The organism is Mycobacterium sp. NGS56, assembly GCF_059812425.1.
The window spans coordinates 80,662-96,197 of record NZ_JCALCQ010000016.1 but is presented as its reverse complement, the minus strand read 5'-3'; the positions used below and the strand labels follow the sequence as shown (position 1 = coordinate 96,197).

The following is a 15,536-nucleotide window of genomic DNA, read 5'->3' as shown; positions in this document are numbered from 1 at the left end:
CTCTGACTGGGAAAACGTTCCCATTGGCGGGCTACCTCCAGTCAGCGGCCCCTCGATCATCTCCGGTCTGCCGCCGTGGTTGCTCAATCCGAATGCGCCCGCACCGCCGGGCGTGATCGGGCCACCACAGAATCCGTTGTTGGCGCCGTTCCCCGGCGCCACCATGCCGGCGCCACCCCCGGCATCCTCCCCGCCGCCGGCGCCGAGCTTGATCCCCCACATCAGCCCGCCGCACATCGACGTGCCACCGCCGAGCCCCGCCGAAACCGAGGTGGCCGGCGGCGGGCTACTTCTGTTGCTCCTCCTGGGCGCGGTGGCCATCGCATGAACGACGTTTCCCCCATGCCGACCGCGTTTGATCCCACCGCGGTGTCGTCGCTGGCACAAGAAATCGCCCAGCACGTCGGCCCCTTGCAACATGTGGCCTCCACACACCTGCACCTCTGGTTGCCGGCACTCGCCGTCCCCTCCGCGTGGGCTATCGCCGACGCTGACGCCCCCGCGGTGACGCGTCTGCTGCTTCGCCGCGTGAACAGCACCAACCACTGGGATGGCTGCGAGGTCCTCAACCTGTACCGGGTACCGGGCACGGTGCCAGAAGCACTTGTTCTACGTAACGCCGACCGCATCTTGCGCGACAGTCAGGCAACCGAGATCAGCGCTCACCCGGTCGACGTACCGCCGCAATACGCAATCGTCGCCACCCGGGCCTCGGGCCGCCTAACCACCGGTAACCGCCAGGTTCTCAGTCACTTCAACAACTACGTCGTCAACAGCGCTGGCGGCGGGGCACTCATCGAGCAAGCCGTTGTCGTTGGCGCCGACGCCCAGTCGGCCTTAGCCGCGGAGTGCGCCGCATTGACTGAAAACCTGTACCGCTCGCTACTTGCCAGCATCGACCGTCCGCACGATCCGAGATTATGAGCCCGCGCTGCGCGATGAAGAAATCACACATCGTCCGTCTTGTCTTTGCGCCTCGGTATCATTCAACAACGACACTCAACTAGGTGCCTGGATAATCCCATGAACATAATTCGCGTGAACTATCTGCCCCGCTTTGATTACGGGCACGATGCGGTGTTGCTGACTCTGGACGGCCCTGGGCTCGACACTTTCCGCGCCGCACTCAACGACGCCATCCAGCGAGGGTCGTCGCGTTTGGAGCACGACAGCGTGACCCACGAATTCGTCATCAGCGCCGGCGCAGCCGATATCACCCTTGACCCAACGCACGTCAATTGGCAACTTGACCCGGCCAAAGCGGACGAGATCTCCCTTGACCTAACGGTTTTGAGCCAGAAGGGCCGCGCCGGCCATAACTACGTCGATATGTCGACACCTGCACCCACCCTCGTTGTGTCGCGCGACGAATACCTCGCAGTGACCTATCCCTGGATCGACCCGCCGGCACAAAGTCAAGGTACCCACGCCTAGGGCACGCTCCTGCGGCCTGCATTGGCTCCTCTCGGCCTGGGGGTCGAATGCCGTTCGGGCAGCGTTCTTTCCGCTGCCGCCGCGCAACCATCATTCGCCTCACGGATGAGGTTACTGGGCGGCAAACCGGTGGTGTGGATGCTCAGGCGTGAGCAGCAGTCCAAGCGACGGCGAAGTAGCTCACCATCAATCCGACGCCGATCAGCAGTGGCGCGATTCTGTAGGTGGCTGCGTGCGGATGGCTTCAGCCACAGGATTACTGCGACGTACGAGGCGATATGCAGGGCGTAGAAATACAATCCGGCGGCGGCGAGGGTGAAAGTCACCACGAACCAGAATCCGACTCCGGCGGCGAGGCCCGTCCCCAGGAAGGCCACCCATTGGATGCGGTTCAATGCTGTCATTCTACTGCCTGAGTTCCTCAGTGCGAGTGGAGATTTCGCCACGGCCGCGTCGCTCACACTTCATCCGACTCGGAGGTCTGATGAGTCATTGGTCCCACGTTGTTCGACGCTCTTTCGAGTACGAAAGTTCCTTTGCGTAGCGACCACCTGTAGATCCACAGGTTGAGCACGACGAGTACCGCCAGAACGTAGCTCGAGGGCGAGGGCTTTGTCGGAATCAGAAGAACCAGTACACAAGTGGCGACCCAGTAGATGTTCTGTCCCACTGTTGCCCACATTCCGCGACGCATGACGACCGCAAGCAGAATGAAGTACAACAGCACTGGCAAAATCCACCAATACTCACCCACGTTCTTCATCGAGACGTCCTTAGGGCCCGGCGATCATGCTGGGCATGATGGGTCCAAGTCCTGAATTTCCGCCTGTAGCAGTGCCGTTGAGGAAGGAGAACTGGAAACCACAGTCGTCGGGCATGTAGTAGTGAATGCTGGGGTTCGCTGCCGACAGTGTCGCGATTTGCGGAAGAGTTATCGGCTCCCATGGACCTCGGTATGCCGGCGGGCTGATGCCTGAGAGGCCGCCGGTGTTGGTACCGCCCAGCTCGCCGGTGATCTCGTTGGGGGCTTTAGGGGCCCATGCCGGCCCGGCGATTGTGCCCTGCGTCCATTTTTGAGCCTCGTAGGTGTACTGCACCCATTGCTGCTGGTGGCCGTCAACGGGGTCAGTGCGGGTGTAGTGCGTGTAGTCCTCACCTGAGATGCGGAAGCGATATTGTTCTTGCAGGTAGGCGAACGGCGGAGCGTTGTCATCGGCCCATGTTTTGCCGCCGGGCGGATAGAAGCCTGTGGGGCCGCCCTCAAGCGAAGGGCCTTTCCAGGGGCGGTGTCCAGTCCAGGGCGGCGGCGGAGTTTTCCCCACGTAGGGCGGCGGGACGATGTCTTGCCAGTGACCGAATCGTTCGTCTCCCACAAAGGGATTCCTGGGGTCGATCGCGGGCTGGGGTTGGTCGGGGTCGTTCGCAGCGTCCTTGTTGTCGACGGGGCGGAACTCGTTGTCCAGTGCCTGCGCGCCGGTCTGGTCGGCCTTGGTGTAGGTGGCGCTGTGCTCAGTGAAGCGCTGCGAGTAGGTGTTGAAGTCGGCGACCTTGGCCTGGAGCGGGCCCTCGGCCTTGGCCAGGCCGGCGGCGATGCCCACCGCCGTGGGGTAGCCCATCGGCCCGTGAGTCTGCATGACCCGCTGTAGTTCGGTGACGGCCTGCGGTGAAATCTGCGCTGCACGCTGGGCCAGCTCAGAGTAGGCGTCAGCGAACCGCAACAAGTCAGCCGGGTTGGCGTTTAGCTCCGCCATGTCCACCCCCCCATGGTGTCTTTGCCCGCGGCCGTGTCTGCGCTCGGGCCGGCTTCAGCCTACTGCGCGCTTTGGACAGGGTAAACCGCTGACCATCGGCGGTTGAGGCGCACGTCGCGGGCCACGTCCCACAGCAGATGCGGTGCTGCACTGCCTTTGCCTGCAGCAGCGCGCCGAGTCAGAGTTGGTTGGTCCCGTCCGTCGACGGAATGGCAGCGAGCCGGGCCAGCACGTCGTCTGCGGTGTGTGTGATGGTGCGAACGTCGCGGTGGTGCAGGTCGTGGTCGGCGCATACCGCCCGTTTGGAATCTCTCTTGTCGTAGAGACGGTGCAAGATCTCGGCGAGCTGCGTGGTGGGCAGCTCGCCGATCTTGCGCACGTCGCTGTTCTGCTCGCGTATGACTGCGGCGATGGATTCCCACCAGAGCCGCCGCTCGGCCTCGGATCGCGGGCCGCTGCTGACAGTGCCGGCGGCCGGCGAGAGCGGCACTGTCGCACCAGCCGGCGTCTCGATACCCTCACCGCCGTTACGTGGGGAGGCCAGGGTCAGCAACGCCAACGTCGAGCAGATCAGCGACATGTCGACCCCGATCGGCCACAGCCACGCCGTACCTGCGCTCATACCGACCAAGATCATGAGGTTCCGCAGAGACACGAACGACATCGCGAACGCACAGCCGGCGACACCCGCCATCAGCAGCAGCGCAGCGCCCAGCACGGCGGCGTCGACGCGGCGGTAGCCGTGTCGACGGTTCTTGATCAGTAGAGCCACCGAATGCGTCGACCCGAGCAGGATCGCGGGCGGAACGGCGGCCGCGATCGAGGCCAGCAGCTTCAAGTGGGGAGCCGGCGCAGTCATCCACGCATGAATCACGTTGCCGCCGATGGAAACCACGGTGGCGAACAGCAACCACATCCAGAAAAACCACACTGCGTGGCGCCGGGTGGCGTCGGGTTTGACGACATCGCTTTGGGCGAGGGTCCGCGACGGCTTCGCCTCGAGCGCAAGCTCCGCGGGCGCCGGTCCTGGCCACGACGAAGCGGACCGCAGGTGCTCGGCGGTGTCTGCCCCGTTACGGGCCGGAGCATCGTTATCAAGCACTGTCATGGGGTTTCTCAGTTCTCGTTATTCCGTCTCTGGGGTGACACCTGAGGGGTACAACGCCGCGGACGACATTGTCCGCGCTCGGAATCAGCTGTAGCACAATCTGATTAGTTGACCGCAGCCTTGCCTGGCCGGATGGTAACAGCCCGAACGGACACCGTCGATGGATAGCGCACCTGGTGGGGATAACGCGGCTCAGTCCTGTGCCGCTTCGGCCCTGCACTGGCCGCGATGGAGTTCGATGTGACCACCTTCAATGAGCCTTTCGCCCGTCGTGGTCGTCGAAGACCACCACCACGAACTCAGCTGCGGGCCAGGTCGCGAAAACTTGACATGTGCAGGGTGCTCGCGACTGTCAAAGTTCTTGGGGCGGGCCCATTTCGTTGTTTGGCGACGATCAGGTCCGCCTCGCCTCCTCGGGGGCTGTCCCGATCGTAGGCGTCGGGCCTGTGAATGAGGATGACCATGTCGGCGTCCTGCTCCAATTGACCGGTCTCGCGTAGGTCAGAGAGTTGGGGGATTTTGTCGGTGCGTTGTTCGGGCCCGCGGTTGAGCTGGCTGACGGCGACGACCGGCACATCGAGTTCTTTGGCCATCAGCTTGAGGCTGCGGGAAAATTCGGCCACTTCGGTCTGGCGGGATTCGACACGCTTGCCTGAGGTCATCAGCTGCAGATAGTCCACCACGATCAGCTGTAGCTCGGTCTTTTGTTTGAGCCGGCGGGCTTTGGCGCGGATCTCCATCATGGTCAGGTTGGGTGAATCATCGATATACAGTGGAGCGTCGGTGATTTCGCCCATGCGGCGCGCCATTTTGGTCCAATCGTCATCACTGAGACGTCCAGAGCGCATGTCGGCCAACTTGATCCGCGCTTCGGCCGACAGCAGCCGCATCACGATCTCTGACTTGCTCATCTCAAGGCTGAAGATGACGCTGGCCCTGTTGTGGTGGATGGAGCAGGATCGCATGAAATCCATTGCCAGAGTGGATTTGCCTTGGCCGGGCCTGCCCGCCACGATGACCATCTGTCCACCGTGTAGACCGGTGGTGAGGTCGTCGAGCTCGGCGAATCCAGTGGGAACACCGCGGGTCAGTCCGCCGCGGGACTGGATGGCGTCGATCTCGTCCATGGTGTCTTGGATGAGATCGCCCAGCGGCGCATAGTCCTGGGAGGCGCGGTCTTCGGTGACGTCATAGACCTCGGCTTGGGCCCGATCGACTACCTCGGCGATGTCAGCGCCGTCCGCGCCGGCGTAGCCGTACTGCACCACCCGGGTGCCGGCTTGCACCAGGCGGCGCAGCACGGCCTTTTCGGCGACGATGCCGGCGTAGTAGCCGGCGTTGGCCGCGGTGGGCACCGCGGAGATCAGCGTGTGCAGGTACGGCGCACCGCCGACCCGGGCTAGCAGGCTGCGCCGGTCGAGCTCGGCGGCCACCATTACCGCGTCGGCGGGCTCGCCGCGGCCGTACAGGTCCAGGATCACGTCGTAGATGCTCTGGTGGGCTGGCCGGTAGAAGTCAACCGGGCGCAGCCTTTCCAGCACGTCGGCGATCGCATCCTTGCTCAACAGCATCCCGCCCAGCACCGACTGCTCGGCGTCGAGGTCCTGCGGGGGCTGGCGCCGATCGTCGAGCTCGGTGTAAGCCTGCAGCCGCTGGCGGGCGCGGGTCGGTGTGGGCATCTCGAGATCGGTCATGCGGCCACCCACTGGGCGCCGTCGTGATCCTCGTCGCGGTCCCCGGCGAGTTCGGCCGCGATCACGGGCCAGCACTGATCACACACCATCGATTTCAGCGGCAGTTCGGGGCGCATGGTGGCGCGGTGTGAACCGCACAGCATGCACTGGCAGCCTCCGCTGATCGCCAGGTCCATCAGCAGGTCGGTGTCGATAGCGGATGGAGCCGCAATGTCTTCGACCGCAACGGGTTCCGCTGTCAACTGGGCTAGGGTTTCGTGCGCCCAGCGGGTCAAGGCCGCCGCCAAAGGCATCTGCGGGAACAACCGATGGGCCCGCCGTCCCGCCGCGGCCAGCGCGGCGATCGGGTCCACGGGACGGCCGAATTTCACCTCGTGTGCCTTGAGGAGCTCGGCGCGGCCGGCGGGGCTGGTGACCGCGGCCACTTGGGCATACCAGTGCGCAGTGGTGCGTTCCTGTTCCTGGCGGGCCTGGCGTTGGGCCCGCTGCTCCCAGGCGCGTTGCAAGGGGCGCAGCCGGGGTCCGGCACCGGGCACGTTGTGGTGCAGCCGCCACAGCGCGAGGCGCCAGGGCCGCTGCAGGTCCGCCGGCATCGGCCGGTGCAGCTTGTCGAGGATCTGATCGGGCAACCACCCTGCGGCCAGCCGGTTTTGGATCTGCGCACCCAGCATGAACCTCAGGTGCTTGGGCAGCCGTGCCAGCACCTCGGGCAAGCCGGCCAGCACCTGGCGCAGTTCGTCGGTGGATACCTCGACCTCAACCGGTCGGGAGCTGTCGGGCTGCTCGTCGTTGCGGGGGGTAGGGGGGTAGAGAGATTGGTTCTTATAAGGAAGGCGCCGCGAAAAGGTGACCGAATCGGGCTCGCAGTGGCTGCCCGAGGTGATGACCCGGCCGTCGCGATCCCGGGCGAGCACGGCGATATCACCGGTGAATTGGTCGTTGATCGCCACCATTGCGCGGGTGTTGCGGCCTTGGGCTGCCCGATAGACGATCAGCCCGTCGGCCGCCAACGCCGCTAGCGCGCGCCCGACGGTTTTGAGGTCGTAGCGTCGGCCGCCGCCGGCGGCGATGAGCTCGACGAGTTGTCCGAGTGCTACCCGGTCGTCGGTGATTCGGCTCCAGCCGCACAGCAGCTTGAGTACCGCGGTCAGGACGTGGCGTCGGGCGCCTCGCAGGCCAAGCTGGGCAGCGTGTGTTTCGACGCGGCCGCGCACCATTTCGGCGTCGGAAAACGTCACCCGCTGTCGATGCCGGCAAACTTCCTGCGGCCGGCCTCCGCCGCGCCGGCGCGCGCCGACATGTGGCGTCTTTGAGCAGTTCAGACGGTGTTTCTGCGACACTTCGCCTGAATACGTTGAATTGTGTCCTGGGTAAGAGCTACCCTGGGAACTACTTGTCACGCAGTTCTCCCTGTTCAGCACGGGGACCGAGATTCGAAGTTGGCGCTTCGGACCTCACGAAACTCGGAGTTGGCGCTCCGAATTCGACCTTCTGATCGATTCCCAGATCCCCCTTCCGGGGGGTTTCTGTTTTCTGGTCCCGCTATTTTTTTGTGGCGTCTCTCCCCTGGTGTTCGGGGATGTTGGGCGGCTATTGCCTCCTTTCCGACGTGGCTTCCTGATCCGAGTCGTCGGCTTCATCCGACCATGCCTTTGACCGATGAAGGCGGACCGACACGAACTTTCCTGTTTGCTGGCTCTAGCTCGGCGTCATACGGGGGCTCGGAGTCGCTGAAATCGTGTTTGCTGAGCTGCCCCCACCGACGATTTGCCAATTAAAACCGCTGGTAGAGCACCATTTCTACGCATTGTTTGCTGGCGGCCGACCGGCGGCACCGAAGGGCTCCACGCCCTCGAAACCGTGTTTGCTGGCGCGCTAGCCCCTCCATGGGCGTGGGGAAAAGCCCAGGTCGGCCCCGGTTGTCGGGCCGGACAACCGGGACCCCAACCGCCTGGTGCTAACTGTTGCAAGCACCCGCTGTTGGGTCGGGCGCAGATCACGCGGTGGCCTTGGTCAGCTCGGCGCCGAGCGCTAGGTCGACGCCGCTGCCGACGCGTACCGACCACCCGGCGTCGGTCATCTGCTGTCGCAGAAGGGGGTCGGGTTCGAGCAGGGCCATGGCCGTCGCGGGCTCTGTAGCCTGATCACTGCGATACCAGGCGTACGGGTAGCCAGCGGGATCACAGACGACCCAGCCACGATGGCCGGACGGTCGTCCTTTGGTGGCCGCACCGTCAGCGCTCTTGGCGGATGACATGAGAACTCCTTTCCGATTTCAGCTGCACCCCTGCCGGGTGCGGGAACCTCAGAGCCGAGGGGGCATCGACAATGCGCGCCCCGGCGGCTCGGCATCGCTGCCGTCGGCAACATCCACGCCGTAGTGGTGGGCCAGGGTGATCAGCACCGAACACGGGGCGCCGACGACACACTCACCGGTCGGCACGCCCTCGCGCTCCCCCGCCCACGGCCCAGCACTGAACGTGCACTCGGCGCAGACCACGGCAGAGTCGGGACAGCACAGGGTCTCCTCGCCATGGGCCGTTGCAGCGCTCGAGCTCTCGTTGCAGGCCTGGCAGACCATGACCACGGGGCGGTGCCGGGCCGCGTGTGCGAGCAGATCCGAACGATGCCCAGGCTCACCAGCTCGCCCGGGCGGGGCATCAGCCAGAATCGCCACGAAGATGCGCCGCAGCAGATCGGGGTAGCCACCCGCGGTGGCGGCGATGACATCGCGATGCGCGCCATCAGGGAGGTAGTGCGCGATTTCTTGTTCCACTGTGCCTCGGCTCAACGCCACCACCCAGCCGCACCGCTCGCAGCGCCGCGAGGCCAGCCAACGGCTGCCGTAGGTGAAGGGGCCTAACCGCGTGGCGATGTGGTTGCAGCGTTGTCCACACACTGCATAGATTTCGGGCCGGTAGCATTCTTCGACACCTGCCGCGACGCGAGGCCCGAAAACGGCGACATCCACCGCGTGCCAACGCGACTGAAATCCATCGCTGGCCGCCGCGATGGCAAACCGCGATTCGCCATAGCCACTCATCGGGTCACCGTCGCAGTGTCGGCGGCATCGGCGGCAACTGCGCCGGCACCGGACGGCGGCGACAGCCAACGCGGATCGACCTCAACCCCGCCCTGCTGAGCTCGCGCAGTGACCAATTGCCGACGACGCTGCGCGGCAACCGTATTCACCGAAGCCCCATCGTGCTGTCTCACGCTGTTTTCTCCATTGCCGGTAACCGATCGGCCTGCTCCACCACATGGGCGGCCAATCGCCTGATCTGCGCGTAGCGCTCCGGGGTCATCCGATCCGGGGCCGGCTTGCGCACGCCATCACCAGAACCGGTGATGAGCGCATCGGCCTGCAAAGTCTTGATGTCGAGCGTCTCGAGCATCACCGGATCAGACCCGAAATCGGTGGTCGCGAAATAGGCACGCACTGGCCTGGTCTGTCCGGGCCGCCCAGGCCGCCCCATGGCCTGCTTGTGCACGCCCGGGGACCAATCCAGCTCCCCGAATACCAGCGTGTTGACCACCTCTTGCAGCCCGTCGATACCAGCCCCCGAACGCAGCGACATGATCAGCACTCGGGCCCGACCGGCCATGAAATCGTCTAAGGACCGCTCTTTTTCCCTGTCCGTCTCGCGCCCGGTGTACATCGCCGGCCGGTAGGAGCGCAGCCGTTCGGCCCAGATGTCATGCACGGCGTGATGCCACCCCAGCAGGATCACCCGCTGTTCGCTTTGCAACAGCAGCTCCACGAAGTCGGCAACAAACGGCGCCTTGGCAATTCCGGTGTGCTGACGCATCATCCAGTCGAATTGACCTGCCGCCGTCCAGCGTTCGCGAGGGTTAGCAGACTGGTCCAAGATCAGCCGGGCCAGCGCAACCGCATTACCCTCTATCTCGCTGAGCACCTTGGGATCCGACGGCACCGACTGCTCGATCGGAATGATCGGCGGAACCTCGATACCGACCTCTTCAAGCGTGCGCCGCAGCAACAGACCCTGCGAGGTCAAATATGATCTCAACGCCGTCGGGTCATACACCTGGGTTTTGGTGTCCAGCCCCGAGGTGTGGCACCACTCCCGCGCGAACTCATAGCGGTCGCCCAACGCGCCCGGGCGCAGGACGTCGATGACGTTGTAGATCTCCCCGCCGTAGTTGTAGATCGGGGTCCCCGACAGACCAACACGGTAGGTGGCCTCGCGGGCCACGGTCATCGCGGCCTTATACCGGTCGGATTGGTCCCGGCGCAGTTCCTGCACCTCATCGAAAATCACCGTGTTCACAACACCTTTGAGGTGGTGCTGCCACTTGGCCAGCTTCGAGTAACTCATCACAATCAGATCCGCGGTGCGCCCGCGGCGCCGCAGCGAATGAATCGGCCCGGTCTTGACCTCGACCGAGGTGAGCTGAGGGTAGAAGGTGGCCAGCTGGCGCCGCCACTGCTTGGGCATCGTGCCGGTCAACGTGACCGCGAGAGCCGGGCGCGCCTGCGGCCGCTCCAACAGCGCCAGGCTGGTGAACGTCTTGCCCATCCCGAGCTCGTCGGCAACCAGCACCCCGCCGGTCGCCCACACCAGATCCCGCGCGGTGCGCTGATAGCCCCGCAGCGGCACCGCCGGCGACACCCATCCAGGGCCCGCATCGACCGACAGCGCGCCGCCGGAAAGAACATGCTGCACAGCGCTTTCGGCGCGCCGATGCTCGCCGGCCATCGCCCGCAGCCGCTGGCGATCCTGCAACGAGGCCTTCATGGGCCACCGGTCGGTCAGCCATTCCAAATCCCGCGCGACCTCGAGAGTGCCCGTCAGCGTGACCGTGCCACGGGTGGTGGCGGCAACCCGCGGAAAGATCCGCTTGATGCGGATCATGACGTCGGGCTCTGCCTCGATCTCCCACACCCCTTCCGGGGCCCACCGGTACTGACCGACGACGCGCGCCGTCACAGCACCAACCCCGGCCCCGGCAGCGCGACCATCCGCACCGGCACCCCGAAAATTTCGGCGGGCATCCCCGACAGCGAGGACAGCCGCGGCGTCGCGACCACCAGCGCCCCCACCCGCTCATGCGCGGCATACCGGGCCAACTGCGCCAGCACCGACGAACCGCTGGCCCGCATCTTGACCTCGAGAGCCACGCAACCATCAACGAGGAAGTCGGGCCGGTCGCGCTGGGTGAGCCGAAATTCCCGCTCAACCCGAAAGTCGTGCTCCTGCAAGACCTGTTCGATACCGTCTTGCAGGGCGATCTCGCGCGCTGCACGGTAGATCCGCCGCCCCAGGACCGCCACAATATGGTCAGCGATTGCCACCGCATCCGCCGCGGTGTCTTGCGTGGCGTAGTGCGGCGCGCTCACTGTGCCACCACGCTGTCGAACCCAGCGAGCGCATCGCTGTCTGTCAGCAGTGCAGACCACCGCGGGTCGACGTCGATCATGTCGCGGTGCGCTCGTGCAGTCAGGCATTGCAGCGGCGTGTCTTTGCGCAGATATAGCGGGTGGCGCGGCTGTCCGCTGCAGGTCCAGCCCAGTACGGCGAGGCTGCCGCCGGTGGCCTGACAGATCCGCCACATCCGGCTGGCCACGGCCCGGGCCCGCGCCGGGTCGGCGTCAGCACCCCAGGCCAAGACGATCACGTCGTGCGCGGCGGCCTGGGCGTCGAGCTGAGCGTCATTGTCGTACTGCGGATCGTCGCTGGTCCCGATCGGATCATCCATGCCGCCAAGGTCTTTGGGGTTGGTGGCCCGCGCGGCGTACAGGTTGGTCAAGGTGACCGCGCTGTAGCCGAAACCGTCGGCAAACCCGATGTCACGCCGCGATGTGGGGTCGTCGCGGTGCTCGTCGGCGGCCGACGGGTTCAAGGAGATGAACATCAGTGCCGGCCCGGGCCCACGCCGGCAGCTCAGCCAGTACCGGTAGCGCCGATCCGACGAGAAGTGCGCTCGGCGCTCGGGGCGATGCCAGTGCGGCAGGTGAAGATCCAACATCAATGTCACAACACACCTCTTATGAGTGAAAAGCCCTGCGACTCAGGCGCTTTTGGCTGGCAGGGGACGTGAGCGCGCGTTGCGCGCCCCGCCGCCGAAGGTGCGCGCGCAGACCAAGACACGCTGTCCTGGTACGCGGCGGTTCCTGTTGTAGAGCACCATGATCGTGATCGCCATCCGCACACCTGCGGTGCCGGTCAGGGTCTCCCCCAACGCGGCAGCGTGGGTGCGCAGGGCCGGCGGAAGCACACCCAGCAGGGTGTCGGCCAGCCGCTCCGGATCGATACGGTCGCCCAGATGGTGTTGGATCAAGCCGATGCCATGGACAAGCGGCGCATCGTAGGCATCCATGCGCAGGTCCCACACCTGAAAAATCAATTCCAGGGTGTCGCGAATGAGATCGGCGCCGCCGAGGGCAAAAAGCTTCTCCAATGTCGCGGTGCAGCGCACGTTTCCGGCCTTGGGTGCGTGATGAATCTGCAGCTCCAAACTGGTCACGACGCGTTCAATCGCCAGCACGTCAGGATCACCGCTGGCCTTGCGGGCCTGCCAGTGATCCCAGGTGGACGGGCGCCGCCGTTCCCGGTTGAGCCGATCAAACAACCGGGCTTCGTCAGCTACCGTCAGACCCTCATGGATGCGGGCCACCATCGTGGCCTGGGGGTCACGCAATCGCGCAGCCTCCCAACGGTGTTGGCCATCAACCAGCGCGTAGCGCGGGTTGTGGTCGTGACCGCGATCGCTGACCTCGATCACCCCGGCCAGCCGGCGATCCCAGCCGGCGGCCAGCTTGCGGGCCCGGCCCATATCGACCGCGCGCTGATAGGACGGATCGACGAACAACTCCTCGACGCGCACCGCGTCGATGTAGCCGCCCGCGTTGGCCGCCGCCGCGGTGACACTCACACTCATCGTCATGCTGCTGTGGTCCTTCCTCGCCGCGCACCCGGTGTGCGCTCCACGCCGCCGCCGGCATAGATGTCGTGGCAGGCATCGCATCGGGTCCGGCCCGGTGAGTGCCAGGTGGCTTTGCAGTCCACGCACAACCCACGCCGGTACGCGTCATGCCCATCGGCAGGTGCCCCGCTGCCCGCCGCCGCCGGCGCTCGTCTCGCCGTGCCGCCGGCCGCCCTCATGCCGCCCCCTGGTCTTCGGCGACGACTCCTGGCCGCTGCGCGCTGCGCCGCCGTTGGCGACGCAACTCACGGACACGTTCGGCCATGGTCATCCCGCCCAGGACACCGCGCTGATCACGGCCCTTGTTCAGCCCATAGCTGCGGCACTCGTCCAACACCGGGCAGTACTGGCAGATCGCCTTGGCTTCGGCCTGCACCAACGGACTACGGCTTAGCCAGTCGACCTCGGGAAACGCAGCGCACGCCCCCTTTGAGACGAAGCTGACCAAGTCCACTTCCTCGCTGGCCGGCGGCGGTTCTGGACAAGGCAACGACAAATACCGGTGCACCGAGCGGGGAGTGACCCGCAAGTAGTCGGCGATCGCATCAGGTGACTGGCCACGATTGCGCATCCGGTGCGCGGTGATTCGGTGGTTGATCGATCGCGTATTCGGTGTTGTCGCAACCTCATTCATGATCGGTCCCCCAACGTGTTCTCACGCAGCCGCCGATACTGCGCGCCGACGTCGGCGATACCCAGCCGCGCCAACGCCTCAGGAACACGGCCCGGGCCGACCGCGGCGCGCGGGCGCCCGTCAGTGGGCTTCGCGTGGATTCCTAACCGCGACATCACCGCGGTGAGCGTCAGCATCATCGACGCGCTCGGGCACGCCACCTTCATCCCTTGTCGATTGAAATGCGCCGCGGCATGCACCGCCCCGCGGCTGACTCCCACCGCTGCGGGCATGCCCTGCCCGAACAGCCACCGACCATCACGAAAGCCATAGCGGCCCAACACGGTTTGCGGATTGGCGATGACGATCGTGCCGCCGTCGGCGCCGACGTCGATCAACTCGACATCCTTGTGCGCCAGAGCCTGCGCCATCCATAAGGCGGTGGGCCCGTCCTCGAAGTGAATCCGCATCCGTTGACCGACACGCTCGATGGGTGTGAACGCCAACACCGCCGCGACGTGACGCGTACGCGTCTCGGGATCCTCACCCACAGCGCACAGATGCAACCGGACCGCAGACACGAACGAAGCGAAATCCTGCGACTGCGGCCGCGGCCGCCGCGGGGGTGCACATTTGGTCGCGTTCATGCCGAGACCCCCAGCCCGGTGAGCTCACCTGAACCCGCCTGCAGGCCAGCGATCTCACCCAACCTGGCCATCGCTAGAGCCCACTGAGTTTTCTTGCGGCGCTCGGGCACCCACACGCCGGCATACAGCCCGCTCTCGGCCCCAGAGGCGACTGCGTCACCCGCGCATTGCCGCCCCACGGGGCAGCGCCGGCACATCTGCTCGAGGTGGACCCGCACATCCTGCTTGGGCCGATGCTCAGGGGTCCACAACTCCGGGGCATCCGAGGTCTCCAGGTAGCACACGGCCTGCTTGCGCCACTGCTGCTCACGGATCACCATCATCATCGCGCACGCCCCAATACCATTGGTGTGCTCGTAATTTCAGCGATAAACCGCACCGCCATGCCGGCTACTCGCGCGGCAGCGGGCCGGGCGGGATCGTCGAAACGAATCGCTGACCACAGCGCGTCGTATTCGCGTCGCAGGAAGCCGAATCCCTCGTGGCTCGACGACAAGGCGCGCCTGGGGCCCACGGCCGCGCGCACGGCGCGCTGCTCGGCCAGTGCGGCACGACACCGGTCGCCGGCGGGCCCAATGGGGTTGTAGAGGTCGGCGATGAACCGGACGGCCATCGCGCCGGCCTGCGTAGCCTCAATGCGGGCGTGGTCGATGCGGTTGGCGCGTACGTCCTCCCAGAGCTCGTCGACCTCCTCGCCCAGCAGCATCGCGCCCTCTTCGACCGATCCCCAGATGCGCGGATAGGCGGTCAGGCTTCGGGTCAACTCCTCCCAGATAGCCAGCTCGGCGCACTGGTAAGGGCCCGCGGGGGCCGCCATCAGCTCGGCGGGTGTTGAGAGGTCTTCGATGGTGCTCGCCTCGACGAACAGCGCTGGTGTGCTCATACCAGCACCGCCTGCCGGTCCAGGCCCAGGTGCCGGATGCACTCGGCGCACGCCTCGTCGCCAGGCACGCACGGCCAGCTGCACAGCAGGCAGGAGCTGGTGCAACTACGGCAGGCCCATTGGCCGTCCACCCGGACTGGCTCGATCGGCTCCTTGCCGCACAGCGGGCAGTCAGCGAAGGCCGCGGATGCGGGCCGACTGAGGCCCAAGGAGGCGGCGACGGCCCCTGCGGCCGCGTCTAGGCCGGTGTTGGTGCACGTCAGCACCGTGGAACGGACATTGAGGGCAGAAAGGCTTGATTCCGCTGATGGGTAGCCTCTACCCTGAGATTGACTCAGCAAAGTCATCTCCTCCTTCAGGGGGGAAGACCCTTGGGCGCGAAGCTGGTACCTTCGTCGTCCAAATCCCAGAGTTAGCCCCCTTCGGGGGGTTCTCTGTTTTCTGGGACAGGGTCATCG

The 15,536-nt window shown here is 65.5% G+C and carries 19 protein-coding genes and 1 pseudogene; 3 read left to right on the top strand and 17 right to left on the bottom strand.

Annotated elements, in window-relative coordinates; translation table 11 throughout:
* The 3 genes and pseudogenes from AC5Y4F_RS24955 to AC5Y4F_RS24945 form a co-directional block, all read left to right on the top strand.
* Positions 1-328: pseudogene (locus tag AC5Y4F_RS24955) on the top strand (hypothetical protein); the annotation flags it as partial.
* The gene (locus AC5Y4F_RS24950) at positions 325-924 is read left to right on the top strand and encodes a hypothetical protein (protein ID WP_225337337.1); all 600 of its coding nucleotides are present in this window, start codon (positions 325-327) and stop codon (positions 922-924) included. The pseudogene AC5Y4F_RS24955 and the gene AC5Y4F_RS24950, both read left to right, overlap by 4 nt.
* Before the next feature lie 99 nt (positions 925-1,023).
* On the top strand, positions 1,024-1,434 hold the full coding sequence (locus AC5Y4F_RS24945) for a hypothetical protein (protein WP_499999225.1): 411 nt from the start codon (positions 1,024-1,026) through the stop codon (positions 1,432-1,434).
* 457 nt (positions 1,435-1,891) lie between these two features.
* Here the strand turns inward: AC5Y4F_RS24945 and AC5Y4F_RS24940 are convergent, their stop codons facing one another.
* The 17 genes from AC5Y4F_RS24940 to AC5Y4F_RS24860 form a co-directional block, all read right to left on the bottom strand.
* A complete protein-coding gene (locus AC5Y4F_RS24940; RefSeq protein ID WP_036474318.1) occupies positions 1,892-2,197 on the bottom strand; it encodes a hypothetical protein in 306 nt (101 codons plus the stop codon).
* Positions 2,198-2,207: 10 nt separating this feature from the next.
* Positions 2,208-3,185: a type VII secretion target gene (locus AC5Y4F_RS24935; protein WP_081284056.1), complete on the bottom strand. Its 978-nt coding sequence runs from the start codon at positions 3,183-3,185 to the stop codon at positions 2,208-2,210.
* Positions 3,186-3,363: 178 nt separating this feature from the next.
* Positions 3,364-4,293 (bottom strand): DUF2637 domain-containing protein, encoded by a 930-nt coding sequence (locus AC5Y4F_RS24930; protein ID WP_036473331.1) that lies wholly within the window; start codon positions 4,291-4,293, stop codon positions 3,364-3,366.
* Positions 4,294-4,592: 299 nt separating this feature from the next.
* A complete protein-coding gene (gene dnaB / locus AC5Y4F_RS24925) occupies positions 4,593-5,972 on the bottom strand; it encodes a replicative DNA helicase (RefSeq protein ID WP_051641719.1) in 1,380 nt (459 codons plus the stop codon).
* A gap of 11 nt (positions 5,973-5,983) precedes the next feature.
* Complete coding sequence (locus AC5Y4F_RS24920; protein WP_036473337.1) at positions 5,984-7,225, bottom strand: oxygenase MpaB family protein; 1,242 nt, start codon at positions 7,223-7,225, stop codon at positions 5,984-5,986.
* Between the two features lie 758 nt (positions 7,226-7,983).
* On the bottom strand, positions 7,984-8,244 hold the full coding sequence (locus AC5Y4F_RS24915; protein ID WP_084954305.1) for a hypothetical protein: 261 nt from the start codon (positions 8,242-8,244) through the stop codon (positions 7,984-7,986).
* A gap of 48 nt (positions 8,245-8,292) precedes the next feature.
* A complete protein-coding gene (locus AC5Y4F_RS24910; protein WP_051641659.1) occupies positions 8,293-9,030 on the bottom strand; it encodes a hypothetical protein in 738 nt (245 codons plus the stop codon).
* The gene (locus AC5Y4F_RS24905; protein WP_176234869.1) at positions 9,027-9,203 is read right to left on the bottom strand and encodes a hypothetical protein; all 177 of its coding nucleotides are present in this window, start codon (positions 9,201-9,203) and stop codon (positions 9,027-9,029) included. The genes AC5Y4F_RS24910 and AC5Y4F_RS24905 overlap by 4 nt, the downstream gene beginning before the upstream one ends.
* Entirely contained in the window at positions 9,200-10,939 is a 1,740-nt protein-coding gene (locus AC5Y4F_RS24900; RefSeq protein ID WP_051641660.1) for an SNF2-related protein, read from the bottom strand. Before AC5Y4F_RS24900 ends, AC5Y4F_RS24905 begins: the two co-directional genes overlap by 4 nt.
* On the bottom strand, positions 10,936-11,349 hold the full coding sequence (locus AC5Y4F_RS24895) for a hypothetical protein (protein WP_051641661.1): 414 nt from the start codon (positions 11,347-11,349) through the stop codon (positions 10,936-10,938). Before AC5Y4F_RS24895 ends, AC5Y4F_RS24900 begins: the two co-directional genes overlap by 4 nt.
* Positions 11,346-11,978: a DUF1643 domain-containing protein gene (locus tag AC5Y4F_RS24890; protein ID WP_225337344.1), complete on the bottom strand. Its 633-nt coding sequence runs from the start codon at positions 11,976-11,978 to the stop codon at positions 11,346-11,348. The genes AC5Y4F_RS24895 and AC5Y4F_RS24890 overlap by 4 nt, the downstream gene beginning before the upstream one ends.
* A gap of 42 nt (positions 11,979-12,020) precedes the next feature.
* The gene (locus AC5Y4F_RS24885; RefSeq protein WP_036473344.1) at positions 12,021-12,896 is read right to left on the bottom strand and encodes a DUF6551 family protein; all 876 of its coding nucleotides are present in this window, start codon (positions 12,894-12,896) and stop codon (positions 12,021-12,023) included.
* Between the two features lie 214 nt (positions 12,897-13,110).
* Entirely contained in the window at positions 13,111-13,569 is a 459-nt protein-coding gene (locus AC5Y4F_RS24880; protein WP_225337334.1) for a WhiB family transcriptional regulator, read from the bottom strand.
* Entirely contained in the window at positions 13,566-14,129 is a 564-nt protein-coding gene (locus AC5Y4F_RS24875) for a hypothetical protein (RefSeq protein ID WP_225337333.1), read from the bottom strand. Before AC5Y4F_RS24875 ends, AC5Y4F_RS24880 begins: the two co-directional genes overlap by 4 nt.
* Positions 14,130-14,191: 62 nt before the next feature.
* Positions 14,192-14,521, bottom strand: coding sequence for a WhiB family transcriptional regulator (locus AC5Y4F_RS24870; RefSeq protein WP_051641662.1), 330 nt, complete (start codon positions 14,519-14,521; stop codon positions 14,192-14,194).
* Positions 14,518-15,078, bottom strand: coding sequence for a hypothetical protein (locus AC5Y4F_RS24865; protein ID WP_225337332.1), 561 nt, complete (start codon positions 15,076-15,078; stop codon positions 14,518-14,520). Before AC5Y4F_RS24865 ends, AC5Y4F_RS24870 begins: the two co-directional genes overlap by 4 nt.
* Entirely contained in the window at positions 15,075-15,425 is a 351-nt protein-coding gene (locus AC5Y4F_RS24860; protein WP_036473351.1) for a hypothetical protein, read from the bottom strand. The genes AC5Y4F_RS24865 and AC5Y4F_RS24860 overlap by 4 nt, the downstream gene beginning before the upstream one ends.
* Positions 15,426-15,536 lie beyond the last annotated feature (111 nt).

Coding starts and splice junctions, on each gene's coding strand:
- AC5Y4F_RS24950 (WP_225337337.1), top strand. CDS start 325: ATGAACGACGTTTCCCCCATGCCGACCGCGTTTGATCCCACCGCGGTG.
- AC5Y4F_RS24945 (WP_499999225.1), top strand. CDS start 1,024: ATGAACATAATTCGCGTGAACTATCTGCCCCGCTTTGATTACGGGCAC.
- AC5Y4F_RS24940 (WP_036474318.1), bottom strand. CDS start 2,197: ATGAAGAACGTGGGTGAGTATTGGTGGATTTTGCCAGTGCTGTTGTAC.
- AC5Y4F_RS24935 (WP_081284056.1), bottom strand. CDS start 3,185: ATGGCGGAGCTAAACGCCAACCCGGCTGACTTGTTGCGGTTCGCTGAC.
- AC5Y4F_RS24930 (WP_036473331.1), bottom strand. CDS start 4,293: ATGACAGTGCTTGATAACGATGCTCCGGCCCGTAACGGGGCAGACACC.
- dnaB (WP_051641719.1), bottom strand. CDS start 5,972: ATGCCCACACCGACCCGCGCCCGCCAGCGGCTGCAGGCTTACACCGAG.
- AC5Y4F_RS24915 (WP_084954305.1), bottom strand. CDS start 8,244: ATGTCATCCGCCAAGAGCGCTGACGGTGCGGCCACCAAAGGACGACCG.
- AC5Y4F_RS24910 (WP_051641659.1), bottom strand. CDS start 9,030: ATGAGTGGCTATGGCGAATCGCGGTTTGCCATCGCGGCGGCCAGCGAT.
- AC5Y4F_RS24890 (WP_225337344.1), bottom strand. CDS start 11,978: ATGTTGGATCTTCACCTGCCGCACTGGCATCGCCCCGAGCGCCGAGCG.
- AC5Y4F_RS24885 (WP_036473344.1), bottom strand. CDS start 12,896: ATGACGATGAGTGTGAGTGTCACCGCGGCGGCGGCCAACGCGGGCGGC.
- AC5Y4F_RS24880 (WP_225337334.1), bottom strand. CDS start 13,569: ATGAATGAGGTTGCGACAACACCGAATACGCGATCGATCAACCACCGA.
- AC5Y4F_RS24870 (WP_051641662.1), bottom strand. CDS start 14,521: ATGATGATGGTGATCCGTGAGCAGCAGTGGCGCAAGCAGGCCGTGTGC.
- AC5Y4F_RS24865 (WP_225337332.1), bottom strand. CDS start 15,078: ATGAGCACACCAGCGCTGTTCGTCGAGGCGAGCACCATCGAAGACCTC.
- AC5Y4F_RS24860 (WP_036473351.1), bottom strand. CDS start 15,425: ATGACTTTGCTGAGTCAATCTCAGGGTAGAGGCTACCCATCAGCGGAA.